Genomic DNA, 26,104 nt, shown 5'->3' with positions numbered 1-26,104 from the left:
CGCCTGAACCACGACGTAGCGTCGATAATGACGTTTTCACCATGAGATCAAGAAGTGGCGGGACAAGACGTGGCTGACAGGCCCGAAGACGACGATCGCACTCGCGCGCTGCGATCGCCCACGCCGGGGCCCGTGCCGCCGAGAGCGGCCGGGCAGCCCGCCTACCCCTCGCCTGGCGGCCCGGGAACGCCCGTCCGGCAGTCGGTGTCCTCGCGGCGGGAGGCGCCCGTCCGGGAGGAGACGCCGCGCGAGGTGCCGCCCCCCCGGGGCGGGCGGGTGTACGGCAAGGCCAGGTCGGGTTCCAGCCCGGTCAAGCCGCTGAACGCGCCCCCGGCCCCGCCCGGGGACTCCGGCGGCCGAGGCGGCGGGAGCGCGTCGCGCATGCCCGGCTGGCGGCCGAAGCGTCCCGGCAGGCTCATCGTGCGGATCCTCGCCGGGCTGGTCGTCGTGCTGCTCATTCTGGCCGTCGGCGGATATTTCATGATTAATTCTCGGCTGACCAAGATCGAGGCGCTCACCGACTACGAGGGCCGTCCCGCCGACACCCCCGGCACCAACTGGCTGCTGGTCGGCTCCGACAGCCGCGCCGGCCTGACCGCGGCCCAGCGTAAGAAGCTCGCCACGGGCAAGGCCGTGGGCCGCAGGACCGACACGATGATGCTGCTGCACATCCCCGAGGGCGACGGCCGCCCGACCCTGGTCAGCCTCCCGCGCGACTCGTACGTGCCGATCGACGGCCACGGCAGCAACAAGCTCAACGCCGCCTACGCCTTCCAGGGCGGTCAGCAACTGCTTCCCAAGACCGTGGAGCAGGTCACCGGGCTGCGCCTCGACCACTACATGGAGATCGGCTTCGGCGGCTTCGTGGGGATCGTGGACGCCATCGGCGGGGTCGAGATCAACGTCAAGCAGGCGATCAAGGACCCCAAGGCCGGGATCAACCTGAAGAAGGGCCTGCAGACCATGGACGGGGGGACGGCCCTCGGCTACGTCCGCACCCGCGCCACCGGCGCGATCCCCGACCTCGAAAGGACCCAGCGCCAGCGCCAGTTCTTCTCCGCGGTGGTGAAGAAGGCGGCCAGCCCCGGCGTCCTGATCAACCCCTTCACGTCCGTCCCGCTCGCGCTGAGCGCGGCCGACTCGGTGTCCGTCGGCGAGGAGACCGGCGCCTTCGACCTGCTCTCCCTCGGCCTCGCCATGGGCGGCGACCCGGTCACCACGGTCGTGCCCATCGGCTCCCTGCCCACCATCGACGGCCAGTCCGTCGTCAAGTGGGACCGGGAGAAGGCCCTGCGCATGTTCGAGGCCCTGGCCCAGGACAAGCCCGTTCCCGAAGACGCCCTCGGCGGCAGGTGACGTCCCGCCCCGGCCCCCGGGCCGGGGCGCCGGCCGGCGCTTCCCGGCCACGCCACTTTCCTCCGGCCCTCTCGCCCCGGTCCTGTCCGCGAAGCGACGCGAAGATTGTGCGGAAGCGGGGCGGGCACAGGACCAGACGTCCTCGCCGGGCGGAGCACCCTCGTGACAGTGCCCGCCCGGCGAGGGCCGGCGGACCTCAGCCGCCGGCGGTGCTGACGACGACCCCCGCTATCACGGCCGCCATGACGGCGGCGTTGACGGCGGCGATGGTCTGGGAGACCGCCTCGCCGGCCCACTCGCCCTCGGTGATCTCCTTGATCCGTTCCTTGCTCGCGCCGGGGAACGCCTTACGGTCGATCTTGGCCGCGTGCAGGATCGCGATCAATACCGCGGCCCGCTCGTCGGGGGTGGCGCCGGACAGCACGCTCTGGACCCGCTCGCGGATCGCCAGCTCGGCGCCAGGGTCGCGCTCGGGGTAGCGGGTGCTCGGGAAGATCCCCAGGATCTTGCGCCGTTCCTCGTCCAGCACGCCCCTCTCCGCCAGGCGCGACAGCAGGCGGGAGCGAAGCTTGCCGGAGTGGAGCCTTGGCACCCACCACTCGGGCTTGCGCGCCTTGGGCTCGGCCGCGATCCTGGCCAGCGCCGTGTCGAGCTCCTCGTCCCCGACCGGGGTCGCGTCGAGAACGGCGACCTTCCTGTCCGCGAGGTCGATCCGGCCGCCGACGGCCAGTTCCGCCAGCAACGCGCCGCCGAGCGCGGCGTCCAGCTCCGAGGAGCCGATGAGTTGTCTGCCCCGCTCCTCGTCGTACGCGAGCAGGAGCACTTCCTCCGCGATCGTCGTCATCGTCCGACCCTACGTCGCGGGCGCCTCGCGGCCGTAAGCACTCCGTAATCGATCTAGGACGGTATCGCGGATAGCCTCGGCACCGAGTCCGGAGGGACGTCTCGACTTCCTCGCCGTAACCGGAGGCCGGGGGTCTCCACACCGGAGGTATGCGATGGGAGTCCAGATGAGGGTCAAGAGGCTGCTCCGGCACCCCGTCACGTGGGGTGTCCTGGCGCTGGGCGCCGTCGCGCTCGGTGTCGCGCTGTACCTGTTCCAGCCGTGGCGCCTGTTCACCACCGTCGAGGTGAACGAGGCGCTGCCCGCCGCGGCCGCGTCCCCCGGGCCGCAGGCCACCCGGCAGGACGAGACGGGCGAGCCCGCCAGGGCCACCGAGACCAGGGCCACCGAGACCGCTCAGGATCAGGAGCCGAAGGTCCTGGCCACGGGCACGTTCATCTCCCACGAGCACGAGACCGAGGGCAGGGCGAGGGTGCTGGAACTGTCCGACGGGAGCCGGGTCCTGCGGATCGAGAACCTGGACACCTCCGACGGCCCGGACCTGCGGGTCTGGCTCAGTGACCAGCCCGTCAAGAAGGGCAACGCGGGATGGTTCAACCTGGACGACGGCAAGCACCTCGAACTCGGCGACCTGAAGGGCAACAGGGGCAACGCCAACTACGCCATTCCCGCCGGGGCCGACCTCGACAGCCTGAGGTCCGTCACCATCTGGTGCAAGCGCTTCGGCGTCTCCTTCGGCGCCGCCGCCCTGACCTGACACAATCTCCGACCCATGAGCGTCTCTGAGGAACTCCACGTCATCGGCCGCCCGCTCGTCGAGGCGCAGCTCGCCCATCCGACGGTGGCGGGCATCGCTCGGGGAGATCTCCCCGAGCCGGTGTTCCGGTCGTGGCTGGAGCAGGACTACCTGTTCCTGCTCGACTACGTCCGCGTCTTCTCGCGGCTCGCCTGGCAGGCCCCGGACGGGCATCTGGGCGACCTGGTGGACCTGGCGCACGCCACCTTCCACGAGGAGCTGAGCCTGCACCGGTCGCTGTCGGCCGAGTTCGGCGCCGACCTCGGCGGCGCGAGGAAGGGCCCGGCCTGCGCGGCGTACACCTCCTTCCTGCTCGACTCCGCGGCCGTCTACGCCGACGGCCTGGCCGCGCTCTACCCCTGCATGTGGGGCTACTCCACGCTCGGCCGCGCCCTGGCGGAGAATCCGCCCGCCGAGCCCCGCTACCGCGCCTGGGTCGACACCTACGCCCACCCGGCCTTCGCCGAGCTGACCGGGCGCATCGCGGTGATGATCGACGAGGCGGTGCCGGACCCGGGCAGGGCCGGGAAGCTGTTCGCCGAGGGAATGGCTCACGAACTCGCCTTCTGGGACGTTCCCTGACCTTGTCCGCCCCGCTGCCCGGATGCCGCCGCGGGCCGGGTGATCCGGTACGGCTGGACGTACCAAATTGGCCTGCTATCAGGGGAAATCGAAGGTCCGGATGAGGGCATCCACGGGGCTTTGCGCCCCATCCGGTGGAGGAGTTGGAACAATGGGCGTATGAGTGTTCCTGAGGTCGAGGCGCAGGCCGTGCCGGATGACGCGTTCCTGCTCGACGTGCGCGAGAACGACGAGTGGCGTGCCGGGCACGCGCCCGGCGCCGTCCACATTCCCCTGGGTGAGCTGCAGTCCCGGGTCGACGAGGTGCCCAAGGGCGCGCCCGTCTACGTGATCTGCCGGGTCGGCGGCCGTTCCGCGAACGCCACCGCCTGGCTCAACCACGTCGGCTGGGACGCGATCAACGTCGGCGGCGGCATGCGGTCCTGGGACGTCGCGGGGCGTCCGATGATCGCCGAGAGCGGCCAGGACCCCTTCGTCGCCTGAGCCGTCCGAACCCGTCGCCCGAGCCTCCCGCGCCCGAGCCTCCAGGGCCGCGCGAGGAGGGCCCTCGCCGAGACGCGAAGGAGAGCCCCCGCCGAGGCTCTCGCCAGGAGAGACCCTTGTCGAGAAAGGAGTGAACGGAATGATCAGGGCGAATTTCCGCCGCGGAAGCTCGGGCGTAACCGGGCTGGGGGGCGGAACCACGCAGAGGGTCTCATCGACATCCGACGCGCCGCCGGCCGCATGAACCTGTCCGGACGGTGCTGCGCTTACGTGTGCCGCCGCTGCAGCGCGGGTCAGAGGCCATTCACGCATCGGTAGAGGACCGTTTCTCTCCTCGTGCGGCTACGAAGTACGGCAGTGGCCATGAGATGTGCGCGCCGTCCTCGGTCCTTCGCCCCTGAGAATTTCGGTGATATTCGTCGCGGGATTCCGTCTCCTCAACCGCGGGATCCCGCTCTCTCCTGGCTCGGGTTCTGGAGTGCTCCGCACGGCGGACCTCCAGGTCCGGGAGTGCCTCCAGACCTGGAGGCCAGGCGGTTGTCGTACAGCAATGGAGTTGTCGTACAGCCATGAAGTACGGCTACCGCTACGTACGCGGCTGCGCTTCTGCGAACGTCCAGGGACTCTTTCGTGAGACGGCCGAGCCGGTCCGGCACTGGCCGAATACGGACGGATGGTGCATCATGAGGGCGCGAGCTGGGGCGATCCCGGCTTCGCGTGTCAACCAACGCGGGAGCTTGGGGCAACCAGGCTGAGAGGGCGACTACGGCTGTCGCCGACCGCATGAACCTGTCCGGGTAATGCCGGCGTAGGGAGTGCGTGATGACGTCTGCCGCCGTCGATTCCAAGGGTTCCGGCGATTCCGGAAACTCCGGGGCGGCCGAGGCGCCCCTCACCCTCGGCGAGGCTCCCCCCAAGGCCCTCGGCGTGCTCGACCAAGGAGCGCTCTGGGCCAATCTGGGTGTCAGCCTGCTCGGCTTCTCCGGCGCGATCACGCTGATCAATCCGCTCGGCGACCGGCCGCTGAGCTTCGTGGCCGCGATCCTGGCCGCCGTCGTGGGCAGCGTCGTCGGCACCGCGATGGTGGGCCTGGCCGCGATTCCCGGGCAGCGGACCGGTGCTCCGGCGATGGTCCTGCTGCGCGGGCTGTTCGGGGCCAGGCTCTCCTACCTGCCGACCGTGCTGAACATCGTCCAGATGCTGGGCTGGGGCGTCTTCGAGCTGTGGGTCATCTCCCAGGGAGCCCAGGCCATCGCGGGATCCTTCGGGATCGAGGTGCCCTACGCGCTCTGGGTGGTCCTCGCGGGGGTGATCACCACCGCGCTGACCATCCGGCCGCTGGGAGCGGTCCGCCTGCTCCGCAGGTACGTCACCGCCGCCGTGGTGATCTCGATGATCTGGTTCATGGTCGCCCTGTTCCAGCGGGGACCGGCGATCGGCGGCGGATCCTGGGAGGCGTTCGCCCCCTCGGTCGACTACGTGATCGCGCTGTCGGTCTCGTGGGTGCCGGTCGCGGCGGACTTCGCCCGCTTCTCCCGCTCCGGCAGGGCCGCGTTCGCCGGGGTCGTCGGCGGCTACACGATCGCCCAGGTGGCCTGCCTGGTCCTCGGCATCGCGGCGCTCGCGCTGGTCGGCAACGACCCCGGCCAGGTCTGGGACCCCTTCGTGGCCGCGGCCCTCGGCCCGATCTTCTTCGGCATCCTGGTGCTGCGCGAGACCGACCAGTCGTTCGTGAACGTCTACTCCACCGCGATGTCGCTGCAGAACCTGCTGCCCAGGCTGGACCGCCGGGTCATCTCCGTGGCCATCGGCGCGCTGGTCACCCTGCTCGCGATCTTCGCCACCGACCAGACCTACACCGTCTTCCTCGGCCTCATCGGGGCGGTCTTCGTGCCGATGTTCGCGGTGCTCGCGGTGGACTACTTCCTGCTCGGCGGCGACAGGCGCTGGGACACCTCGGAGACCGCGCCCTCGCGCCCGCTCATGGTGCTCCCGTGGGTGCTGGGCTTCGTGGCCTGGTGGATGCTCGCCGCGCTGCCGGTCGCCCCGGAGGTCGCGTGGTGGTCCTCGTTCTGGAAGGGCGCCCGCGACGCGATCGGCTTCGTCCCGCAGCCGTGGATGAGCGCGTCCGTCGCCGCGTTCCTCGTCGCGGGTCTCGTCACCCTGGGGCTCGGCGCGCTCCGTCGCCGCTCCTGACCGCGCGCCGTACGGCTTCCGGCGTTTCCGGTCCGCGCAGAGGCGCGGCGGTCCCAGGGGGTCGTGGGGCGATCCCAGGGCGGTCGTGGGGTCCCGGGGTGAAAGGACCGCGGTCTACGCGTCGCCGGGCCCGCGGAGCACGGCGGCGGACTCGATGCGCAGCAGGCGTTCCTTGGCGGCCGAGCCCCCGGCGTACCCGCCGAGGACCGCCTCGCTCTCGACCACCCGGTGGCACGGCACGATGACGCACACCGGGTTGCTGCCCAGCGCGTTGCCGACCGCGCGCAGCGCGCGCGGCCTGCCGATCCGCTCGGCGATCTCGAGGTAGGTCGTCACCGTCCCGTACGGCACCGCGAGCATCATCTGCAGCACGGTCCTGGAGAACTGGGTGGCCAGACGCAGGTCGACCGGCGTCGTGAAGGCGCGGAGCCTGGCGGAGAAGTAGGCGTCCAGCTCCCGGCGCACCGGGTCGAGCCGCCGGGCGTCCGGCCCGATGAACGTGCCGACCTCCCTGCTGATCCGCTCGAAGACGACGTTCTCGTCCTCGTAGCTGCAGGCCACCACACCCCTGCTCGTCACGGCGAGGGTCAGACGCCCCAGCGGGCCGTCGAGCGTGCCGAACGCGATGTCGGGATGGCTCGTGCCGACGTAGTCGGGCGAGGTCACCCGTAGCAATGCATCGATGTCGCCGGATGACATGGCCCCACCCTTTCGTATCCAGGTGTGTGGTGACCGCAGAGTATCGGACGGATCGCCCGGCCAGTGGCAACACGTGCGGGACGAAAGTGCCAAGATCAGACCGGTTGAGACGGCACTATGGGTGTGTGGTGGACTACAGGGCCGACAGTGACGGGGGCATCGGCCGTGAGGTCGTCGCCGCGGCGCCCAACGCGATCGTCGCCATCGATCGCGAGCAGACGGTTCTCGCCTGGAATCCCGCCGCCGAGCGTCTGTTCGGCTGGTCGGCCGGCGAGATGGTCGGCCGCCGGGTGCCGGTGGTCCCCGAGGAGCTGACGGCCGAGCACAACGCGGTCCTGGAGAAGGTCCGCACCGGTGGTCAGGTCTCGCTGAGGACCAAGCGGTTCCGCCGCGACGGCAGCCTGCTCGACGTGCGGGTCGACACCGCCGCGCTGTCCGCGCCGGACGGCGCCCTCCTCGGCTACGTCAGCGTCTACCACCTGGCCCAGGACGACGAGACCGCCAACGACCGCAACGCCCGCCGGGCGCAGCTCGTCCGCAGGCTCACCGACGTGGTCGCCGACATCAACGCCGAGCTGGAGCTGCCCGCCGTGCTCGACCGGATCGCGGCCAGTCTCGCCGACCTGACCGGGGCCGACGCGGGCGGGTTCGTGATGATCGAGGGTGACCGGCTCCGCCTCGTGGCCTGTCACAACCTGCCCGACTCGATGCGCGACTCGACCGCCGACCTCCGCACCAGCCTGGTCGGCAAGCTGCTGCGCGAGGGCAGGACCGTCCTGCTGGAGACCGGCGACCAGGACCGGCTGGACCGGCTGATCTGGTCGCGGCTGCCCGGCCTGCACACCATCGCGCTCGGCCTCGCGGCCATGGGCGGGCGGTCGTACGGCGCGCTGTACGCGCTGTTCGCCAAGCGCAAGGCGGGCCACCTGGAGCTGGAGCTGCTGGAGCTCCTCGCCGGTCACGCGGGCATCGCCGTGGGCAACGCCATGGCCTACCAGGAGGCCGTGCGGCAGCGCGCCCACGAGCGGGCGGTGTTCGACGCCAGCGCCGACGGCATCGCGGTCCTCGACGACACGGGCCGGGTGGTCCAGTGGAACCCGACGGCCAGCGAGCTGACCGGCTTCCACGCGGCCGAGGTGATCGGCGGGCCGCCGCCGTTCCAGTTGCCGGGGCCGGGGGACAAGCTCAGCATCCAGCTGCCCTCGGGCACCTGGCTGGACGTGCTCTGCGCGGAGATCGTGGAGACGGGCGAGATCGTGGTCGACTTCCGCGACGTCACCCGCGCGAAGGAGCTGGAGGAGGCCAAGGACCTCTTCCTCGCCACCACCAGCCACGAGCTCCGCACGCCGATCACCGTGGTCCGCGGTTTCGCCAGCACGCTCGACAGCCGCTGGGACAGCATGGCCGAGGCCGAGCGCCGTGCCGCCGTGCACACCATCGCCGAGCGGGCCCGCTCGCTGGGCCAGCTCATGGACCACCTGCTGCTGGGCTCGCGCGCGGGGGCCGGCGAGCTCACGCTCAGGATCGAGAGCTTCGACCTGGCCGAGCTGATCCGGGCCGCCACGCTGGGCCTGCCGATCCTGTCGGACCTGCACCGGGTCGAGGTCGACGTCCCCGACGACCTGCCCCCGGTCTCGGGTGACGCGCTGGCCACCGACATCCTGCTGGCCCAGCTGCTGGAGAACGCCTTCAAGTACTCGCCGGACGGTGGCCTGATCAGGGTCGAGGCCTGGGCGGACGGCGACAGGGTGGTGCTGGTGGTGGACGACGAGGGCGTCGGTATCGCCCATGCCAGCAGGGAGCGCGTCTTCGAGCGCTTCGTCCAGGCCGACAGCGGCGACCGCCGCAGGTTCGGCGGGGTCGGTCTCGGCCTCTACATCGTGCGGAGCCTCGCGCGGGCCCAGGGCGGGGAGGTCTCGGCGCATCCGCGTCCCTCCGGCGGCACCCGGATGAGGCTGGTCCTTCGTATCGCCGACACGCCGGACGCCCTTACCTGATCGACACGCCGAACCAGTAACGAGTCGGTAACGGATGTGCTGATCTATTGTCGAATGTGCACAAGCTGTAATTGACGCTCGGTTTCCAAGACTATCTAACGGGGCATTTCGGTCGTACTGGGGTGAGTTCCTCAGGGGGGAACAGGCATACGGGGAGGTGAGTGCGTCGAGCGTCGTTCTGTTGCCGTATGCACCGTCCAGCGTCGCTGTCGCACGCCAGCGTCTCTGCTCTGACCTGCAGGAACGGGGTGTGTACGAGACCGCCATCGACGACGCGGTGCTCGTGGTCAGCGAACTGCTGAGCAACGCGCTGCGTCACGCCCACCCGTTGCCGTCAGGACAGATCAGAGTGTCGTGGCGCTGGACCGAGGAGCATGTCGAGGTCGCTGTGAGTGACGGTGGCGCGGCCACCGAACCGCGGGCGGGACGCCCGACGCTCTCCTCCCTGGGAGGGCGAGGCCTTGGAATCGTCGAGTATCTGGCCTCCAATTGGGGCGTCAGACACGAGGGGGACATCACCACGGTATGGGCGGTGGTCACGGCGGTCGACACGGTAGGTAACGGCCACGTTCCCGCCCCCGAACCCGCTCTCAGGGAATGCGGATAATCCTCTTTCCGGGTTTCGTCCCGCTTCGAATGTCGTGAAGCGGGACGGGACCAGGCACTTCTTCGGCGGGGCGACATCCCCGCGTCCGGCGTGAAGGCTTTATGGCGGGATGACGCCCCTGACCAGGTGTGAAAGTTTTCCAGCGGGGCGACGTCTTTGTCGGAGAACGCGTTATACGTAGAGGAACCACTTGTCGTACCGCAGGACGCATCGGTACGAAGTCCACCACCCTCTCTGGACGCCGGGGTTTCCGGCCCGGTGGCGGTCCCGGTCGCGGTAATAGACGTTTCCGAGCATTTCGCCCTGTGCGGTCACCGCGCCGGCGGACAGCGCCTCGCCCTCATCCCCCGGCGAGCGCCGGGCGGTGCAGCACGGCCTTCTCCCCGGCCGTCCAGGCCGTCGTGACGAGGAGATAGATCCCCGCCGCGAGCGGCAGCACCGCGGCGACCAGGACGGTCCCGTACGGCAGCAGGGGCAGTATCCGGCGCAGCGCCGCGGGCTGAACGTCCTCGCTCATCGTGCGCCGCATCCGGCGGGACGTGATCCACGCCACGGCGAGGAGCAGCAGGAAGAGGCCGGCGAAGACCAGGGTCGGGCCGCTGATCAGCCCGAACCCGGCCACCGTGCTCGCGAACTGCTGACCGAGCGGCACCCCCAGGAGCCCGTGGGTCAAAAGAGCGTTGGCCTGCCCGGCGATCGTCGAGGAGATGAACACCTGGTACGTCACCATGAGGAACGGCATCTGCGCCACGGACGGCAGGCATCCGGCCAGCGGCGAGGTCTTCTCCCTGGCGTAGAGGGCGGCCAGTTCCCGCTGGAGCCGCTCGGGGTTGCGGCCGTGGCGCTTCTTGAGCCTCTGGAGCTCCGGGGCGAGGCGGACCCTGGCCCGCTCGCCCCTGGCCTGCATGACACCGAGGGGGAGCAGCATCAGCCGGACGAGGACGGTGAACACGACGATCGCCGGAGCCGTGGAGCCCAGCGGCTCGGCGAGCGCGGCGATGAGGCCGGCGACGAACGCGATGACGGGGTCGAACATGAGAGGGCCCTTCTGAGCGGAGTGGAGACGGCACAGAAGGCGCCCGCGGACCGCGGGGTCTTTCCGGGACGCGCACGCGCGGCGCACGGCGGCCGGGTGCCCCCGGGGCACGGTGACCACGTGTGTACACGGTGATCACGCGCGTGCGGGGGCATGCCGGTCACGTGCGCGCGGGGCACGCGAGGATCGCCGGTCACGTGCGCGCGGGGCACGCGAGGATCGCGGGAGGTCGCGGAGGATTACGCGGGCGCCGGGCCCGCGGAGGGTGCTCTGGGCCGGGACCTCCCGGCCGCGTCGGGGTCGCGCTGCCGGACGAACATCGTCCGTCTGGCCCGGTCGCGCCGGGACATCGGCGACCGTGACTCCGTACCCGAGGTGACGGGCGCCGGGCGCAGCGCCCAGGCGAGCAGGAACACGCCCAGCCCGACCACGGCGGCGGCCGTCAGGACACCGCCGCCGTCGAACATCCAGACCGCCAGGGTCTGGACGGCGAGCAGCAGGTTCACTTCTTGAACTTGGCCACCGCGGTGACCAGCGCGACGACCACGAAGGCCACCACCGCCAGGACGAGTGCGAACTTCAGCAGCCCGAAGAGGGCGGGCAGCACGAACCCGAACACCACGTAGAGCGCGAGCAGGACGCCCAGAACCCCCAGCACGATACGACTCATGCGATCCACCGTACGCCGGGCGGGGCGACGGCGGGCGCCTTGATCGTAACGATGGTCATAACGATCGAGTGCTTACGGACCGGTGACACGGCTTAGGGATCGTCCCCTCGCGGGCCTACCGTGGGGGCCATGAGTGCGCGGATTCTGGTGGTCGACGACGATTCGATGGTGGCCGAGGTCGTGGCCCGCTACCTGGAACGCGACGGTCACGTGGTCGAGTGCGTCGGAGACGGCGCCGAGGCGCTCAGACGCGCGCTGGCCAATCCGCCCGACCTGATGGTGCTCGACCTGATGCTCCCCAAGATGGACGGTCTCCAGGTCTGCAGGAAGCTCAGGGAGCGGTGGCCGGTTCCGGTGATCATGTTGACCGCGCTCGGCGACGAGCTGGACAGGGTCGTCGGCCTGGAGACCGGCGCCGACGACTACGTCACGAAGCCCTTCAGCCCCCGGGAGCTGGCGCTGCGCGTGCAGTCCGTACTGCGGCGGGCGCGCGGGTCATCCCTGCCGGCCGGTACCGGCGTGCTCAGGGACGGCGAGCTGGCGGTCGACGTCGGTGCCCACGAGGTCCGGCTCCGCGGTGACGAGATCATGCTGACCGCCCGCGAGTTCGACCTCCTCGCCCACCTGATGCGCAACCCCCGCCAGGCCTTCAGCCGCTCCGCCCTGCTCGACCAGGTCTGGGGCTGGTCCTTCGGTGACTCGTCCACGGTGACCGTCCACGTCCGCCGCCTCCGCGAGAAGATCGAGCCCGACCCGACCGACCCCCGGCGCATCGTCACCGTGTGGGGGGTCGGCTACCGCTACGAACCGCTGGCGGAGCCGTGATCCCGGAGATCCTGATGATCGTCGCGGTCACCGCCGGGCTCGGCCTGCTGATCGCGCTGGCCGGGCTGGGCACGATGCGGCTGCTGCGCGAGCGGTCGATCGGCGTGATGCTCGCGGTGGTCGTCGTGGTGACCGTCATGGCGACGGTCGGCGGGATGACGGCCCTCACCCTGAAAATGATCATCGAGGGGACGCTGAGGGACATCGTGCTCAGCGTCGTCGCCGTGAGCGGCCTGGTCGGGCTGGGTGTCGCGACGGTGCTCTCGCGCCGGGTAGTGAAGGCCAGCCGCAAGCTCGTCGACGCCGTGCACGCCGTACCGGCCTCGGGGGAGTTCACGCCCCCCGAGGGGCTGCCCGCGGAGCTCGGCACGATCGCCGGGAGCCTGGACCAGGCCTACCGGCGGCTGCGCCTCGGCCATGAGCGCGAGCGCGCCCTGGAGAGCGCCCGCCGCGAGCTCGTCTCCTGGGTCAGCCACGACCTGCGCACCCCGCTGGCGGGCATGCGGGCCATGGCCGAGGCCCTGGAGGACAGGGTGGTCGCCGATCCGGAGACCGTCGGCCGCTACCACCGGCAGATCCTCCTGGAGGTGGACCGGATGTCGGGCATGGTCGACGACCTGTTCGAGCTGTCCAGGATCCACGCGGGGACGCTACGCCTTTCGCGTGACCGGATCGGCCTCGGCGACCTGGTCGCCGACGCGCTGGCCGGGGTGGAGGAGCTGGCCAGGGGCAAGGGAGTGCGGCTGAGCGGTGAGGTCGGCCCGGTGGTCCCCGTGCAGGCCGACGCGGCCCAGCTCTCCCGGGCGCTGCGCAACCTGGTGGTCAACGCGATCAGGCACACTCCGGGCGACGGCGCGGTCGTGGTCCACGTCTCGGCCGAGGACGACACCGCCTGCCTGTCCGTCGCCGACGGCTGCGGCGGCATCCCGGCCGACGACCTGCCCCGCGTCTTCGACGTCGCCTTCCGCGGCGAGACGGCCCGTACCCCCGGCGTCGACGGCGCAGGGGCGGGTCTCGGCCTGGCGATCGCGCGCGGCATCGTCGAGGCCCACGAGGGGGCGATCGGCGTCGTCAACTCCGGCCCCGGCTGCCGCTTCGAGATCCGCCTGCCGCTCTCCGCCTGACCTGCCCGGCCGGTCCTGTCGGGTCCTGTCGGGTCCTGTCGGGTCCTGTCGGGTCCGGACGCCGGCGAGCGCGGGTGGGCGGCGGCGGTCAGCTCGCGCAGGTGCCGTTGGAACCGGTGGTGCCGTTGGCGGTGCCGTTGGCGGCCGGCGCGGGCGTGACGTGGCTCGTGGTGCCCTGCGGGCCCTCGGGCCTCACCGAGACCATGAGGGTCATCTGCGCGCACTCGCCGCCCTCGGTGTCGGGCTCGACGTGCTGGCAGGAGGTCAGCCTCCTGGTGGTGCCGAGAGACTCCACCATCGCCCGGAACGTCGGGCACGGCCAGCGCCACATGCAGCTGCGGCAGCGCAGGATCGGATGCGCGGCATCGCTGGTGATGCCGCCCGCGTCGCGCGGCTGGTGCAGGTCGAGCAGCCTGACGCCGAGCGTGGCGAAGTCGAGGAGCTCTTCGCGCGCTCCCTCGAGGAAGTCGAGGTCCTCGGTCGACAGGCGGGTTCTGATCGGGACGTATCCCTCGTGGTTCACCAGGCTTCGCAGTGAACTCGCCGCGTCGCGCCACGAGGTGGCCTTGTCGGTGCGAGTGATCATGGACTCCAGGTGCTCCCGGAGCCGCTGTCGCTGGAGATCCTCAGGTAGGTCGGTGTTCATGGGTGCGTTCGAGCCCGTTTCTCGTAACTCAACGGCCGCCACTGACGTAGCGCAGCGACGATCGGGAGGCGCCGGGTCTCCTCCCCTTTCCGGCCAAGCCGGTGTTGCTTAGTGTCAAGCTTCGCGCACTCAGGGTTTCCATGAGGCGGAAACGGGGGACAAAGGGCGGACGACTCGGGTTGTTCAAGAGAACGTGACCAGCGGCTCTCGCGCCGCTAGTGTGCCCGCTGTGGAGCTAAAAGTCTCAACTCGATCTCATGCCGGGCACACCGTCGTGACCATCGTTGGCGAAATCGACCTATATACCGCGCCTCGCCTGCAGGCCGAGTTCACTCGGTTGCTTGGGCAGAGCCAGACCATGCTTGTCGTCCTCGACATGTCCGCCGTGGAGTTCTGCGACTCCACCGGCATGAACGTGCTGCTCTCCGCGCTCAAGCGACTGCGCGAGCGGGGTGGCACGCTGGAGGTGGCGGCGCCCCGGCCGGCCGTACGCAAGATTCTCCAGGTCACCGGCCTCGACTCCGTCTTCGTCGTGCACGAGACGCTGCCGGAGAAGCTGCTGACCTCCGACTCCCAAGGATGACGTCCTCCCCACGGCTGATGCCCGGGGTCTCCACACTGGAGGTGTTCGATGACCGGCACGGCGGCGATCATTCCCGCCAAGGATGAGGGCGACAGGATCGGGGCCACCGTGGCCGCGGTCCTGGCGCTGCCCGGCGTCGATCTCGTCGTGGTCGTCGACGACGGCTCCGTCGACCAGACGGGGCGGGTGGCCAAGGCCGCCGGTGCCCGGGTCGTGCGGCACAGCCACAACCGGGGAAAGGCCGCCGCCATGGAGAGCGGCGCCCACGCGGTACGCCTGCTCGACGGCGAGGAGCCCCGGCACCTGCTGTTCCTCGACGCCGACCTGGGTGAGACCGCCCGTACGGCCGTGCCACTGATCGAGCCGGTCGCGTCGGGCGAGGCCGACATGACGATCGCCGTCTTCGTCACCCGCGTGAAGCTGGGCGGCCACGGGTTCGTCGTGAGGCTCGCGCGCGAGGGCGTCGAACGCGCCACCGGCTGGGCACCCGCCCAGCCGCTCAACGGGCAGCGTTGCCTGACCCGGGCGGCCTTCGAAGCCGCCCGGCCGCTGGCGCGCGGCTTCGGCGTGGAGACCGGTCTCACGATCGACCTGCTGAGGAAGGGCTTTCGCGTGCGCGAGGTCCCGGTCGAGATGGCCCACCGGGCCACCGGCACCGACTGGAAGGCCCAGATCCACCGGGCCAGGCAGTTCCGCGACGTCGCCCGCGCCCTCCTGGCACGCCGCTGATCCGGACCGGCTGACCCCGGCCGGCTGACCTGGACCGGCTGATCCGGACCGGCTGATCCGGACCGCCGGCCGGGCCCCGCGGCACCGCCCGGTTCACCGGCGTCACGCCGGGCACCGCACCGGGCACCGTGCCGGGTGTGCTGGAATTTGCGGGTGACTCGGGATGCGTCGGTCGTCGACGAGAGGCGGAGACCCGCCGGCGATACGCCGCGGGGGCTCGACGTGGCCGCGTTCGGAGCCGTGGGGCTCTCGGTGGCGATCACGGTCCTGATCGGGCTGCTGGGCCCCTCGGCCATGGTCCCGAGGTTGCCAGGGCCCTCCTGGCACCCTCCGTACTCGCTGGAGGCCCACCCCGGCGCCCATCTGGCCATCGCCCTGGGCGCCGTCGCCATCGTGCTGGGCGGGCTCGGCCTCGCCGCCGCGCTCAGGTCCCGGTGGCGGCCCGACCCGCGCCGGCTGCTCTACGCCGGTTGCGCGGTGGCGGGCCTGCTCGCCTTCCTGCCGCCCTCCGGCTCGGCCGACCACCTCAACTACGCCGCGTACGGCCGCCTGGTCACGCTCGGCCGGGACCCGTACGCGATCACCCCCGCCGCCCTGCCCGGCGACCCGGTCACCGGCGCGGTGGAGGAGTGGGCCGGTGTGACCAGCGTCTACGGTCCGGTCGCCACCGCGGTGCAGGCGCTGGCGAGTCTCGTGGGCGGCGACTCGGTCAGGCTGACGGTCTTCGCGATGGCCGTCGTCAACGCGGCGGCGTTCGTCGGCACGGCGCTGCTGCTGCACCGTTTCGCCAGGGGGAACGCCGACCTCCAGCGGCGGGCGGCGCTGCTGTGGACGGTCAACCCGCTGATGATCTACCACCTGGCCGCCGGGATGCACGTCGACACCCTCGCCATCGCCTGCATGGTCGCCGCGCTCACGGTTCGCGGGGCCGCCTCGGGGCTGCTGCTCGGGGTGGGCATCGGGGTCAAGCTCAACGCCGGGCTCGTCGCCCTCGGACCGGCGTGGGAGCTGCGCCGCTCGCCCGGCAGGCTCGCCGTGGTGGCGGGGACCGCGACGGCCACCGTGGTGGCGATCTACGCCGTCGCCGGGCCGCACGTGCTCGACCAGGTGAGCGCCGCCAGCAGGAAGGTCTCCCTCGCCACGCCCTGGCAGCTCGTCAAGGTGGGGCTGCAGTCGCTCTTCGGGCCGGGCGCGTACTCGGCCTGGATCCAGATCGGATCCCTGCTCCTGATGGCCTGCCTGGCCTGGCTGGTGCTGCGGGCGTCAGGGGTGCTGCGGGCGTCAGTGGTGCCGGGGGTGCCGGGGGTGCCGGGGGTACAGCCCGCCGGTGCGGCGCCCGTCGTCGCCGCCGCGATGGTGGTCGCCTGGCTGTTCGCCGCGCCGTACGCGCTGCCCTGGTACGACGGGCTGGCCTTCGCGCTGCTGGCCCTGGCGTCCTGGCCCGCGCTGGAGGCGTTCATGGTGGCCAGGGTCGTCGTGCTGTCGCTGGGCTACCTCCCGGCCAGGGAGGCACTGCGGCCCGACGACCTGCTCTGGACGAAGACCCTGCTCAGGGAGACGGTGGTGCCGTGGACGCTGCTGGCACTGACGGTCGCCCTGGCGTGGTGGGCGGCGAGAGCCGGACGGCGCGCACGCAGGCGGCCAGCGTCAGCGGCACCGCGACCGTGAGCGCCATGGCCGGGATCGCGATGCCCGAGTCGTTCATCAGGAACCCGATCAGCGCGCAGGCCAGCGCCCCGATCAGCCCGGCGCGCAGCGCGGGCGCGAGCGCGTAGGCCCGGCCCAGGGCCGACGCGCCCCACCGCGACGGGCGGTCGAGCACCAGGAACAGGAACGCCAGCGCGACCAGCGTGAGCAGCGACAGCGACCAGTTGCCGACCGTGACCCCGATCATCGCGCCGAACTTGCGGCCGACCACGGTCCAGGCCTCCCCGTCCAGCACCTGCTGCACGAAGGCGCCCAGGTGGGTGCGCTGTTCGGCGGGCCGCAGCCAGTCGGCCACCGCTATGGCGCCGATCAGCAGGCCGCCCGCGAGGCCGACCAGGACCAGCCTGAGCGGCGAGACCCGCCCGCCGGACAGCAGGATCAGGAAGACCGCCACCCCCACCAGGAAGGCCGGGACCCCGCCGAAGTCGGCACCCCACGCGGGCCAGCCGTCGGCGAACACCGCCAGCCCCCCGTACGCCGCGCACACCGCGAGCGCGAGCGAGCGCCGGCCGCGCGAGATCAGCCACTGGGCGATCCCGGCGAGGGCCAGGATCGTGCCGGCGGAGTAGACGGCGAAGGCGATGTTGCTGAAACCGTAGAAGCGCCCGCCGGTGACCGGCTCGTAGCCGGTGACCGCGTTCACCTGAAGCGCCGAGCCGGTCATCACGTCGGCCAGCAGCGCCACCGAGGTGACCGCGGCGACCACCGTCAGCGGGCCCAGCGGGTGAGCCCGCCACGGCCCGGCGAGCGCCACCCCGGCGACCGCGCAGGCGAAGCCGAGGATGGTCACGATCACCCAGACCATCGGCGCGGGCAGGCTCCACCAGGGGACCAGCTGCGCCAGGAAGGTGGAGACCGCGATCGCCCCGCTGACCACGGCGACGGCCCGGACGGCCGTCAGGGCGCGCGAGCCGCCCCAGCCCCGGCGGATCGCGACGGCGGCCAGCAGGTAGAACAGGATCTGCACCGCCACGAACACCGCGAAGAACGGTCCCCTCACCTCGCGCAGCACCTGGCTCGCGAGGTCGTCGTCGGCCAGTTTCCCGGCCGTCGCCGCGACCGGCTCCCCGCTCGGCGCGTCGCCCAGCCAGGGGCGTCCCACGACCCCGTGGGGGACCTTCAGGTCCAGCAGGCCGATCGCGGTGGCGGTCAGGTCGGTGTTCGTGACCAGGCCGTCCTGGCGGGTGGAGGTGGCGGTGAGGTAGCCGCGGGCGTACGTTCCCCCGCCGGGGGACGGGCCCCGGGCGATCGCCACGTGCAGGTGGGGTGCCGCCGAGGTGTCGGCCAGTCCCCCGAGCAGGACCGTGGTCCCCGTCCCGGGCGACGGGGTCCCGGGTGACGGGGGCAGGCGGTCGAGGACCGCGCCCACCACGCGGTCGGCCCCGGCCACGGCCTCCCGCCTGGCCTGGCCGGTCATCTCGTCCGTGGTGCCGTCCGCAGGGTCGTCCGCGGCACCGGCCGGGGTGCGGCCGCCGGTCCAGGCCCTGGTGAGGTCGTCGGCCTCGACCACGATGAGGCCGTACGGGGACAGGTCGCCCAGTTGCTCAATGCTCGCCGCGTATTTCCCGATTTTTCCTGACTTGTTGGCGGCGGCGAGGGCGGCGCCCGGCCCGACGGCGGCCACCTTCAGGCCCGCGCCGGCCGCGAGCTCGCCCAGCTGCCCGAGAACCGGCCGGTAGGAGGTGGTGGCGTTGAAAGCGGACAGCTCGGCCCAGCCGGGCACGCTCGCCCCGCCGCCGGGGGCCGGCTCCGGTGGGCGCGGGGGCTCGCAGCCCGCACCGGGCGCGCCCGCACGCTGGCCGGCCGAGACCGTCAGCCAGCCCGCCACCGGACAGGTGATCCCCCGCTCGGGCGGCGGAACCGCCCGGGTGGACATGGACGCGGAACCGCCCTCGCCCACCAGCCTCCACAGGTTCGGGGTCCGCTCCCGGTCCAGGTCGCTCCACTCCAGGCCCGGGATCCCGACGATCACCACCTTCCCGGGAAGCGCCCTCGCCGAGGCGCCCGTCGTACCGGCACCGAAGGCGCCCGGAACGCCTGGAGCGCCCGGAGCGCCGGGAGTCCCTGCGGGGCCGGCGGCGGCGAAGGACGTCGAGGCGCCCGGGACGCCGAGGAGGACACAGAGCAAGGTCAGCAACGCGGTCAGCGACATCAACAGCGCGGTCGGCAACGGGGGCCGCAGCAGGGACGCGGCGGCCGGAGCGGTCCCGGCGGCCCGGCGGAGCGCCGGTCGCGTCGCGGTCCCCCCGGTGGCCGGGCGCGCGGTCCCGTGACCGCGGTGTGCCGAAGCCATCCGGTTCCCCCTGTCCGTATCCGCCGGGCGGCCGTTTTCCCGGCCCCACGGTAACCTGCCTGCTCGTGAGGACTGGCGAGGTGACCACGACCGGGCGGCGCCCCTCGACGTGGCTGTCATGGGTGTCGTGGCTGCCCGCGTTGCTGCTCGTCGCCGCCGCGGTGGCCCCGCTGGTGCTCTACTGGCTGGGCAACGTGGACGACCAGCGCCTGGTCGACCTCGATGTTTACCGTACCGGCGGAGCGGCGATCCTGGAGGGCCGGCCCGTTTACGGGTTCGTCACTCCCGCGCCGCAGCTGCTGCCCTTCACCTACCCGCCGGTGGCGGCGCTGCTGGCCACGCCGCTGGCGGTGATGTCCTGGACGGCGGCGCAGTGGGCGTGGACCGCGTTGATCTTCCTGACGCTGGCGGTCACCGTCCGGCTCTCCTTCCGCGCCGTGCTCGGAGGTCCGGGCGCCGTGGTCGGAGGCCCGAATGCCGTCCCCGGTGCGGCCGTCGCGGGCCCGGACGCCGCCTCCGGTGCGCCCGCCGGAGACGCGGCGCGCACGACGGGGACGTTCGAGGGCGTACGCGCCCGGCTGGGCGGGCTCGCCAGGCCCGGCGAGGGCGGGGCGGGCCGCCTGTGGGCACCCCTGCTGTTCGCCGCCCTGATGATCGCGTGCACCTACCTGATGCCGATCAGGGACCAGGTCCGCTTCGGCCAGGTGGACATCCTGCTCGTCGCGCTCTGCCTGGCCGACTGCGTGGCCCGGCGTCCGGTGTGGCCGCGCGGCATGCTGATCGGCCTGGCCACCGCGGTCAAGCTCACCCCGGGCGTCTTCCTGATCTACCTTCTCCTCGCCGGTTTCGGGCCCGGCGCGAGGCGGGAGCAGCGCGGCACCTTTTTCGTGGCCGCGCTCACCGCGGCGCTGCTGACCCTGTTGCCGTTCCTGGTGATCCCGGCGGACGCCGCCGACTTCTGGTTCCGCGCGCTGCTCGACCCCGAGCGGCTCGGCGCCAACGCCGCGACCACCAACCAGTCGATGCGCGGCATGCTCATCCGCCTCTACCTGCCGGACGTGCTGACGAGCCTGCTCTGGGTGGCGCTGGTCGCGGTGGTCGCTTGGTACGGCTTCCGCCACGCCCGCAGGGCCCTGCTCGACGGGCACCTCGTGGCGGGGGTCGCCCTGGTCGGGCTGATGGCCGTACTGCTGTCGCCGGTCGCCTGGATCCATCATCTGGCCTGGGTGGTCGTGGTGCTCGGCGCGCTGGCCGGTGACGGGCGCGACCCGGTCAGGCTCCGGGTGGCCGCCGGGGTCTGGCTCTACTACGTGCTGCCGATCCCCTGGTGGGGGGTGACGATCAAGGCCGCGGAGATCCCGGTGCTCAGCCCCGTACTGGGCAAGATCGTGCAGAACGGGTTCGGCCTGGGCGCGCTGGCCCTGGTCTGGCTGCTGGGGGTATGGCTGCCCAGGCGGAGAGAGGCGTTCCGGGCGCTCTCCTGACGGTGTTCCGGACCGAGTCTCCCTGACGGTGTTCCGGGCGCTCTCCTGACGGTGTTCGGGGCCGAGTCTCCCTGACGGTGTTCCGGACCGAGTCTCCCTGACGGTGTTCCGGACCGAGTCTCCTGTCGGCTCCCCCTGCTCGCCCTCATGGCGGTTCCGGCCGCTCCCCTGCCGGGATAGTGCCTCCGACGTGGAACGACTTCGAATGATCATGTCGGAGCCAGCCGCGTGAGCAGGTAATTCTGCGCACATTTTCCGACAGTCGCCGGATAACCTGGGGACATGTCGAAACTCGCTTACCTGGGACCGGAGGGGACCTTCACCGAGGAAGCCCTGCGCATCCTGGCGCCCGAGGCCGAGCGCCTGCCGAGCCCGAACGTCACCGCGGCCCTGGATGCCGTCCGGCGAGGCGAGGCCGACGGAGCCGTCGTCCCGATGGAGAACTCGCTCGAAGGCGCCATCACCACGACCCTTGACGAGCTCGCCCGGGGTGAGTCGCTGCTCATCACCGCCGAGCTGCTGCTCCCCGTCGAGTTCTCGCTCCTGGCGCGTCCCGGCACCGAGATCGGCCACATCAAGAGGGTCTTCTCCCACCCGGCGGCCATCACCCAGTGCCGCAACTTCATCGCCCGCGAGCTGCCCGACGCCGTGGTGGTCGCCGCCCCGTCGACCGCCGCCGCCGCGCAGGAGGTCGCGCTTCCCGGCTCGCCGTACGACGCGGCCATCGCCGCGCGCATCGCCGGTGAGCACTACGGCCTGGTCGAGCTCGCCGCCAGGATCGGCGACCGCGCCGACACCGTCACCCGGTTCGTCCAGGTGTCGCGTCCCGGCCCGCTGCCCGCGCCGACGGGTGCCGACCGCACCTCGCTGGTCGTCTTCCTCGCCGACGACCACCCGGGCGCGCTGCAGGAGATGCTGACCGAGTTCTCCGTCCGCGGCGTCAACCTCTCCCGCATCGAGTCACGGCCCACCGGCGACGGCATCGGCCGCTATTTCTTCCACTTCGAGTTCGAGGGCCACGCCGCCGACGCCCGCGTCGGAGAGGCGATCTCGGGGCTGCACCGCATCTCCGCCAAGGTGCGCTTCCTGGGCAGCTACCCGCGCGCCGACGGTCTCTTCCCGCAGATCAAGCGCGGTACGAACGACGGTGACTTCGCCGAGGCCGCCGGCTGGCTCAACAGGGTCCGCACCGGTCAGGTCTGATCGTCACCCGGCCCGCGAGCCGGTGCCCGGTTCTGGGACGGTGCCGGGGCGCGCCCGCCGAAGGCGTCCCGGCGGGCGGAAACGGATGCCGCGGCCGGCTCGTCGCCCCCACCGGGGGCGGGCCGGGTAATCCGGGCGCGGACGCGAGCCGTACATCGGTAGCCTTGTGGCTGTGATTGACCTGCGTACCCTTCGTGAGGATCCCGACCGGCTACGGGCGTCGCAGCGTGCCCGCGGTGAGGACGACTCTGTCGTCGACACGCTGCTCGACCTCGACGAGCGGCGGCGCGGCGCGCTGAGCCGCTTCGAGACGCTCCGCGCCGAGCAGAAAACCGTCGGCAAGTCGGTCTCCCGTGCCTCAGGGGAGGAGAAGGCCACCCTGCTGGAGCGGGCGAAGGATCTCTCCTCGCAGGTCAAGTCCGCCGAGGCCGAGGCGGAGAGGCTCGGCGCCGAGCTCGACGAGCTGCTCTACACGGTGCCCAACCTCGTGGAGGAGGGGGCTCCCGCCGGCGGCGAGGACGACTACGTCGTGCTGGAGGAGATCGGCGAGAAGCCGTCCTTCGACTTCGAGCCCAAGGACCATCTGGCGCTGGGCGAGCTGCTCGGCGCGATCGACATGGAGCGCGGCGCGAAGGTCTCGGGCTCGCGGTTCTTCTTCCTGAAGGGCGCCGGCGCGCGGTTGCAGCTCGGGCTGCTCAACATGGCCATGCAGCAGGCGATCGAGGCGGGCTTCATCCCGATGATCACGCCCGTGCTGGTCAAGCCGGAGTCGATGAAGGGCACCGGTTTCCTCGGCGCCCACGCCAGCGAGGTCTACCACCTGCCCGACGACGACCTGTTCCTGGTCGGCACGAGCGAGGTGCCGATGGCGGCCTACCACGGTGACGAGATCCTGGACGGCTCCGCGCTCCCGCACCGCTACGCGGGATGGTCCTCGTGCTTCCGCCGCGAGGCGGGCTCGTACGGCAAGGACACGCGTGGCATCATCCGGGTCCACCAGTTCGACAAGGTCGAGATGTTCTCCTACGTGCGCCCCGAGGAGGCGCACGCCGAGCACCTGCGCCTGCTCGACTGGGAGAAGGAGATGCTGGCCAAGGTCGAGCTGCCCTACCGGGTGATCGACACCGCGGCCGGAGACCTGGGGTCGTCGGCCGCGCGGAAGTTCGACTGCGAGGCGTGGGTGCCCAGCCAGGGCCGCTACCGCGAGCTCACCTCGACCTCCAACTGCACCGACTTCCAGGCCCGCCGCCTCGGCGTCCGCTTCCGCGACTCCGGCGGCAAGCCCCAGCACGTGGCCACCCTGAACGGCACGCTGGCCACCACCCGCTGGATCGTCGCGATCCTGGAGAACCACCAGCAGGCCGACGGCTCCGTCGTGCTCCCCAAGGCCCTGCGCCCGTACGTCGGCCTCGACGTGCTCGAACCCGTCAAGTAGGCCCGCCCCGCTCGTGGCGAGGCACGCGAGCTCGTAGTGAGGGCCCCGCCGCGCGGCGGGGCCCTCACTACGAGCTCGCCGGACCACCGCGTTCACGCCGGACGCTCCTCCGCCTCCTCCGGATCCGCCGCGACGGGGCATGGTTCGGGGCCGGCGGCATTCGTGACCGAGGCGTGTCCCGGAACCCGAGCGACTCGCACGCTCCGGCACCGGGCGGATCCTCCCGCCCGGCCCGTCGGCCTCGCCCCTTCCGCCCACCTCGCCGCCCGTTCCGCCCGTCTCGCCGTTCCGCTCACTCGGCGAGGTAGCGCTGGACCGTGGGGCCGAGCCAGTCGACGATCTCCTCCCGGGACATGGCCACCACGGGCGGCAGGCGCAGGACGTAGCGGCACAGGGCCATGCCGAGGACCTGGGTGGCGGTGAGCCCCGCCCGGAGCGCGGCCTGGGCGGGATCGGCGCTGAGGCGGGCGACGAGGGGACCGAGCTGGGCGGCGAAGATCTCGCGCATGCGCTCGGCGGCGCCCTCGTTGGTGACCCCGGTACGGAGCAGGATCATCATGCCCTCGTCGTCCTCCCAGCGGTCGAGGAAGTGCGCGACGAGGGTCCTGCCCACTTCCTCCCGGGGGATCGCCGTCAGATCCGGGAATCTGAGGTCGACGTCCGCCGCGGCGGCGAAGAGCCCGTCCTTGTTGCCGTAGTAGCGCATGACCATGGACGGGTCGATGCCCGCGTCCGAGGCTATGGCCCGGATGGTGGCCCGCTCGTACCCGTCCGCCGCGAAACGCTCGCGTGCCGCGACCAGGATCGCGGCCTTGGTGTCCTCCGAGGTTCTCCGCATGCCAACAACTGTAGGCCAACAGCTGTTGACATCGCCAGGGCGAAGATGCACAGTTATGCCAACGAGCGTTGACCAACAAGCGTTGGCATACTCAAGGAGGATGAAATGCTCCCCACGCTTCCCGCGACCACGGACGTTCTCGTCGTCGGCGCGGGCCCGACCGGCCTCACCGCCGCCGTCCACCTCGCCGCGCAGGGGTTCGACGTGACCGTCGTCGACGACCAGGCGGCCGGTGACAACACCTCGCGAGCCGCCGTCGTGCACGCCAGGACGCTGGAGGTCCTCGAGGGTCTCGGAGTCTCCGCGCGCCTGGCGGCCCTGGGCATCCACGCCCGGCGGTTCACGATCAGGGACCGCGACAGGATCCTGGTGCCCGTCGGCTTCGACCGGCTCCCGACCCGCTACCCGTACACGCTGATGGTCTCCCAGGCCGTGACCGAGCGGGTGCTGCTGGAGCGCCTCGCCGAGCTGGGCGGACGTGTCGCCAGGCCGTACACCCTGGAAAGCCTCACCCAGGACGACGAGGGGGTGACCGCGCGCCTCTCCGGGGGCGCGGTCGTCACCGCGAAGTACCTCGTCGGCGCCGACGGCATGCACAGCACGGTCCGTGAGCAGGTGGGAGTCGCGTTCGAGGGTGGTCAGTACGCGGAGTCGTTCAGCCTGGCCGACGTGCGCCTCACCGGCGGCGTGCCCCGTGACGAGGTCGTCCTCTACTTCTCGCCCGCCGGGCTGGTCGTGATCGCACCGCTGCCCGACGGCACCCACAGGATCGTCTCAACCGTGGACGAGGCGCCCCCCATCCCCGACGTGGCCTTCGTCCAGGGGTTGCTGGACGCCCGGGGCCCCCGCAAGGAGCGCGCCGTGGTCGGCGAGGTCGTCTGGGGATCGCGCTTTCGCATCCACCACCGCGTGGCCCGTACGTTCCGCGCCGGGCGGGTCCTGCTCGCCGGTGACGCCGCGCACGTCCACAGTCCCGCGGGAGGGCAGGGGATGAACATCGGGATCCAGGACGCCGTCGTCCTGGCCGAAGCCCTCACGATCGCTCTCAAGGGCGGGCAGGAGGCGCTGGACCGCTACACCGCCGCCCGTCGCCCCATCGCCCTCCAGGTCGTCGCCTTCGCCGGTCGGCTCTCCGGGCTGGCCAACACGAACAGGCGCCTGCGACCGCTCAGGAACCTGGTCCTGCGACTCCTGGCGCTCAGCCCGGCCTTCCGCCGGCGACTCGCCTGGCGGCTCTCGGGCCTGGTCTACCGGTGAGGCCCTCGGGTCCCGGCCCGATGTCCTCGGAGGCGGCCGGCCCGGTGTCCTCAAAGGGAGCCGAGCGGTCCTCGCGGGCGGCAGCGGGGCGGAACCTGCGGCGGATCAGGCCGGGTCCGGTCTGCCGGAGTGCTCAGGGGATCAGACCGGGTCCGGGCCGCCGGAGCGTTCCGGGGATCAGGCCGGGTCCGGGCCGCCGGAAGCCGGGTCCGGTCTGCCGGGGTGCCCTGGAAGGCGGGACGTCCTGGAAGGTCCCGGAGGACCGGTGAAAGGTAGAAGGCGGGGTTCGCTGGAAACGAACCCCGCCTTCCGGTTCAACCAAGAGGTCTATGCGTCAGACGGCGCGGACCTGCGAGGCCTGCGGGCCCTTCTGGCCCTGGGTGATCTCGAACTCGACCCGCTGGCCGTCTTCGAGGCTACGGTAGCCGTTGCCCTGGATCTCGGAGAAGTGCACGAACACGTCCGGTGCACCGCCGTCCGGTGCGATGAAGCCGAAGCCCTTTTCAGCGTTGAACCACTTGACGGTTCCCTGAGCCATTAAAGCTCTCCCTCAGGATTTGAAACTTTGGGATTCACACCTCATGAACCCCATGTGTCGTACAGCGGGCCCCGGGGTGGCTCAGTCAAACTGGTTTTCACAACGGGATTCAGCTAATACAACGCCATCACATCTAACACTATCCGGCGCAGGCGTGTTCCCGCCATGAGGAAGAT

25 protein-coding genes and 1 riboswitch are annotated in these 26,104 nt (G+C 71.6%); of the genes, 16 read left to right on the top strand and 9 right to left on the bottom strand.

What is annotated here, in order from left to right; genetic code table 11:
• Positions 1–132 precede the first annotated feature (132 nt).
• On the top strand, positions 133–1,356 hold the full coding sequence (locus tag AB0G15_RS21825) for an LCP family protein (protein ID WP_362842517.1): 1,224 nt from the start codon (positions 133–135) through the stop codon (positions 1,354–1,356).
• Between the two features lie 196 nt (positions 1,357–1,552).
• Here the strand turns inward: AB0G15_RS21825 and AB0G15_RS21820 are convergent, their stop codons facing one another.
• Positions 1,553–2,200: a GPP34 family phosphoprotein gene (locus AB0G15_RS21820; protein ID WP_362842514.1), complete on the bottom strand. Its 648-nt coding sequence runs from the start codon at positions 2,198–2,200 to the stop codon at positions 1,553–1,555.
• A gap of 166 nt (positions 2,201–2,366) precedes the next feature.
• Here AB0G15_RS21820 and AB0G15_RS21815 point away from each other — a divergent pair, with 166 nt between their 5' ends.
• The 4 genes from AB0G15_RS21815 (at position 2,367) to AB0G15_RS21800 (ending at position 6,257) form a co-directional block, all read left to right on the top strand.
• Entirely contained in the window at positions 2,367–2,957 is a 591-nt protein-coding gene (locus tag AB0G15_RS21815; RefSeq protein ID WP_362842511.1) for a DM13 domain-containing protein, read from the top strand.
• A gap of 15 nt (positions 2,958–2,972) precedes the next feature.
• On the top strand, positions 2,973–3,578 hold the full coding sequence (locus AB0G15_RS21810) for a TenA family protein (RefSeq protein WP_362842508.1): 606 nt from the start codon (positions 2,973–2,975) through the stop codon (positions 3,576–3,578).
• Between the two features lie 159 nt (positions 3,579–3,737).
• Positions 3,738–4,061, top strand: coding sequence for a rhodanese-like domain-containing protein (locus tag AB0G15_RS21805; RefSeq protein ID WP_362842506.1), 324 nt, complete (start codon positions 3,738–3,740; stop codon positions 4,059–4,061).
• Between the two features lie 719 nt (positions 4,062–4,780).
• Positions 4,781–4,893: riboswitch (TPP riboswitch) on the top strand.
• Positions 4,884–6,257, top strand: a complete 1,374-nt coding sequence (locus AB0G15_RS21800) for a cytosine permease (RefSeq protein ID WP_362842503.1) — start codon at positions 4,884–4,886, stop codon at positions 6,255–6,257. It overlaps the preceding riboswitch by 10 nt.
• A gap of 114 nt (positions 6,258–6,371) precedes the next feature.
• Here the strand turns inward: AB0G15_RS21800 and AB0G15_RS21795 are convergent, their stop codons facing one another.
• Entirely contained in the window at positions 6,372–6,956 is a 585-nt protein-coding gene (locus AB0G15_RS21795) for a methylated-DNA--[protein]-cysteine S-methyltransferase (RefSeq protein ID WP_362842500.1), read from the bottom strand.
• A gap of 125 nt (positions 6,957–7,081) precedes the next feature.
• Here AB0G15_RS21795 and AB0G15_RS21790 point away from each other — a divergent pair, with 125 nt between their 5' ends.
• Both AB0G15_RS21790 and AB0G15_RS21785 read left to right on the top strand, forming a co-directional pair.
• The gene (locus tag AB0G15_RS21790) at positions 7,082–8,953 is read left to right on the top strand and encodes a PAS domain S-box protein (RefSeq protein ID WP_362842496.1); all 1,872 of its coding nucleotides are present in this window, start codon (positions 7,082–7,084) and stop codon (positions 8,951–8,953) included.
• A 157-nt stretch (positions 8,954–9,110) separates the two neighbouring features.
• Complete coding sequence (locus AB0G15_RS21785) at positions 9,111–9,560, top strand: ATP-binding protein (RefSeq protein WP_362688520.1); 450 nt, start codon at positions 9,111–9,113, stop codon at positions 9,558–9,560.
• Positions 9,561–9,900: 340 nt separating this feature from the next.
• On the opposite strand, the gene yidC is transcribed toward AB0G15_RS21785, so the two are convergent.
• The 3 genes from yidC to AB0G15_RS21770 all read right to left on the bottom strand — a co-directional run bounded on the left by yidC (position 9,901) and on the right by AB0G15_RS21770 (position 11,266).
• Positions 9,901–10,596, bottom strand: coding sequence for a membrane protein insertase YidC (gene yidC / locus AB0G15_RS21780; protein ID WP_362842493.1), 696 nt, complete (start codon positions 10,594–10,596; stop codon positions 9,901–9,903).
• Between the two features lie 239 nt (positions 10,597–10,835).
• The gene (locus AB0G15_RS21775; protein ID WP_362688526.1) at positions 10,836–11,102 is read right to left on the bottom strand and encodes a DUF6412 domain-containing protein; all 267 of its coding nucleotides are present in this window, start codon (positions 11,100–11,102) and stop codon (positions 10,836–10,838) included.
• Positions 11,099–11,266 carry a hypothetical protein gene (locus AB0G15_RS21770; protein WP_344915193.1) on the bottom strand — a complete coding sequence of 56 codons (168 nt, stop codon included), beginning with the start codon at positions 11,264–11,266 and terminating at the stop codon, positions 11,099–11,101. Before AB0G15_RS21770 ends, AB0G15_RS21775 begins: the two co-directional genes overlap by 4 nt.
• Positions 11,267–11,395: 129 nt before the next feature.
• Between AB0G15_RS21770 and AB0G15_RS21765 the strand changes: the two genes are divergently transcribed.
• Both AB0G15_RS21765 and AB0G15_RS21760 read left to right on the top strand, forming a co-directional pair.
• Positions 11,396–12,091, top strand: coding sequence for a response regulator transcription factor (locus AB0G15_RS21765; RefSeq protein WP_362842490.1), 696 nt, complete (start codon positions 11,396–11,398; stop codon positions 12,089–12,091).
• The gene (locus tag AB0G15_RS21760; protein WP_362842487.1) at positions 12,088–13,215 is read left to right on the top strand and encodes a HAMP domain-containing sensor histidine kinase; all 1,128 of its coding nucleotides are present in this window, start codon (positions 12,088–12,090) and stop codon (positions 13,213–13,215) included. The genes AB0G15_RS21765 and AB0G15_RS21760 overlap by 4 nt, the downstream gene beginning before the upstream one ends.
• 88 nt (positions 13,216–13,303) lie before the next feature.
• Here the strand turns inward: AB0G15_RS21760 and AB0G15_RS21755 are convergent, their stop codons facing one another.
• Positions 13,304–13,861, bottom strand: a complete 558-nt coding sequence (locus AB0G15_RS21755) for a hypothetical protein (protein ID WP_362842484.1) — start codon at positions 13,859–13,861, stop codon at positions 13,304–13,306.
• 229 nt (positions 13,862–14,090) lie between these two features.
• Between AB0G15_RS21755 and AB0G15_RS21750 the strand changes: the two genes are divergently transcribed.
• The 3 genes from AB0G15_RS21750 (at position 14,091) to mptB (ending at position 16,841) form a co-directional block, all read left to right on the top strand.
• Entirely contained in the window at positions 14,091–14,444 is a 354-nt protein-coding gene (locus AB0G15_RS21750; RefSeq protein ID WP_329088376.1) for an STAS domain-containing protein, read from the top strand.
• 48 nt (positions 14,445–14,492) lie between these two features.
• Positions 14,493–15,173 (top strand): glycosyltransferase, encoded by a 681-nt coding sequence (locus AB0G15_RS21745; RefSeq protein ID WP_362688539.1) that lies wholly within the window; start codon positions 14,493–14,495, stop codon positions 15,171–15,173.
• Between the two features lie 153 nt (positions 15,174–15,326).
• Positions 15,327–16,841, top strand: a complete 1,515-nt coding sequence (mptB, locus tag AB0G15_RS21740; protein WP_362842482.1) for a polyprenol phosphomannose-dependent alpha 1,6 mannosyltransferase MptB — start codon at positions 15,327–15,329, stop codon at positions 16,839–16,841.
• Here mptB and AB0G15_RS21735 read toward each other — a convergent pair.
• Complete coding sequence (locus AB0G15_RS21735) at positions 16,723–19,173, bottom strand: hypothetical protein (RefSeq protein WP_362842480.1); 2,451 nt, start codon at positions 19,171–19,173, stop codon at positions 16,723–16,725. The two genes, mptB and AB0G15_RS21735, sit on opposite strands and share 119 nt — an antisense overlap.
• 65 nt (positions 19,174–19,238) lie before the next feature.
• Between AB0G15_RS21735 and AB0G15_RS21730 the strand changes: the two genes are divergently transcribed.
• The 3 genes from AB0G15_RS21730 (at position 19,239) to serS (ending at position 23,295) form a co-directional block, all read left to right on the top strand.
• Entirely contained in the window at positions 19,239–20,657 is a 1,419-nt protein-coding gene (locus tag AB0G15_RS21730; RefSeq protein WP_362842477.1) for a glycosyltransferase 87 family protein, read from the top strand.
• Between the two features lie 282 nt (positions 20,658–20,939).
• Complete coding sequence (gene pheA, locus AB0G15_RS21725) at positions 20,940–21,860, top strand: prephenate dehydratase (RefSeq protein WP_362842475.1); 921 nt, start codon at positions 20,940–20,942, stop codon at positions 21,858–21,860.
• Between the two features lie 172 nt (positions 21,861–22,032).
• Positions 22,033–23,295, top strand: coding sequence for a serine--tRNA ligase (gene serS, locus AB0G15_RS21720; protein ID WP_362842473.1), 1,263 nt, complete (start codon positions 22,033–22,035; stop codon positions 23,293–23,295).
• Between the two features lie 292 nt (positions 23,296–23,587).
• On the opposite strand, the gene AB0G15_RS21715 is transcribed toward serS, so the two are convergent.
• On the bottom strand, positions 23,588–24,133 hold the full coding sequence (locus AB0G15_RS21715; RefSeq protein ID WP_362842470.1) for a TetR family transcriptional regulator: 546 nt from the start codon (positions 24,131–24,133) through the stop codon (positions 23,588–23,590).
• 105 nt (positions 24,134–24,238) lie between these two features.
• Here AB0G15_RS21715 and AB0G15_RS21710 point away from each other — a divergent pair, with 105 nt between their 5' ends.
• Complete coding sequence (locus AB0G15_RS21710; RefSeq protein WP_362842467.1) at positions 24,239–25,390, top strand: FAD-dependent oxidoreductase; 1,152 nt, start codon at positions 24,239–24,241, stop codon at positions 25,388–25,390.
• Between the two features lie 334 nt (positions 25,391–25,724).
• On the opposite strand, the gene AB0G15_RS21705 is transcribed toward AB0G15_RS21710, so the two are convergent.
• Complete coding sequence (locus tag AB0G15_RS21705; protein WP_012886943.1) at positions 25,725–25,928, bottom strand: cold-shock protein; 204 nt, start codon at positions 25,926–25,928, stop codon at positions 25,725–25,727.
• Positions 25,929–26,104 lie beyond the last annotated feature (176 nt).

Origin of the sequence: Streptosporangium sp. NPDC023825 (genome assembly GCF_040639575.1) — a bacterium.
In the GTDB taxonomy this organism is placed as follows: Bacteria; Actinomycetota; Actinomycetes; order Streptosporangiales; family Streptosporangiaceae; genus Streptosporangium.
Note: the sequence above shows the minus strand (reverse complement) of the source record. Positions and strands in the feature narration are given on the sequence as shown.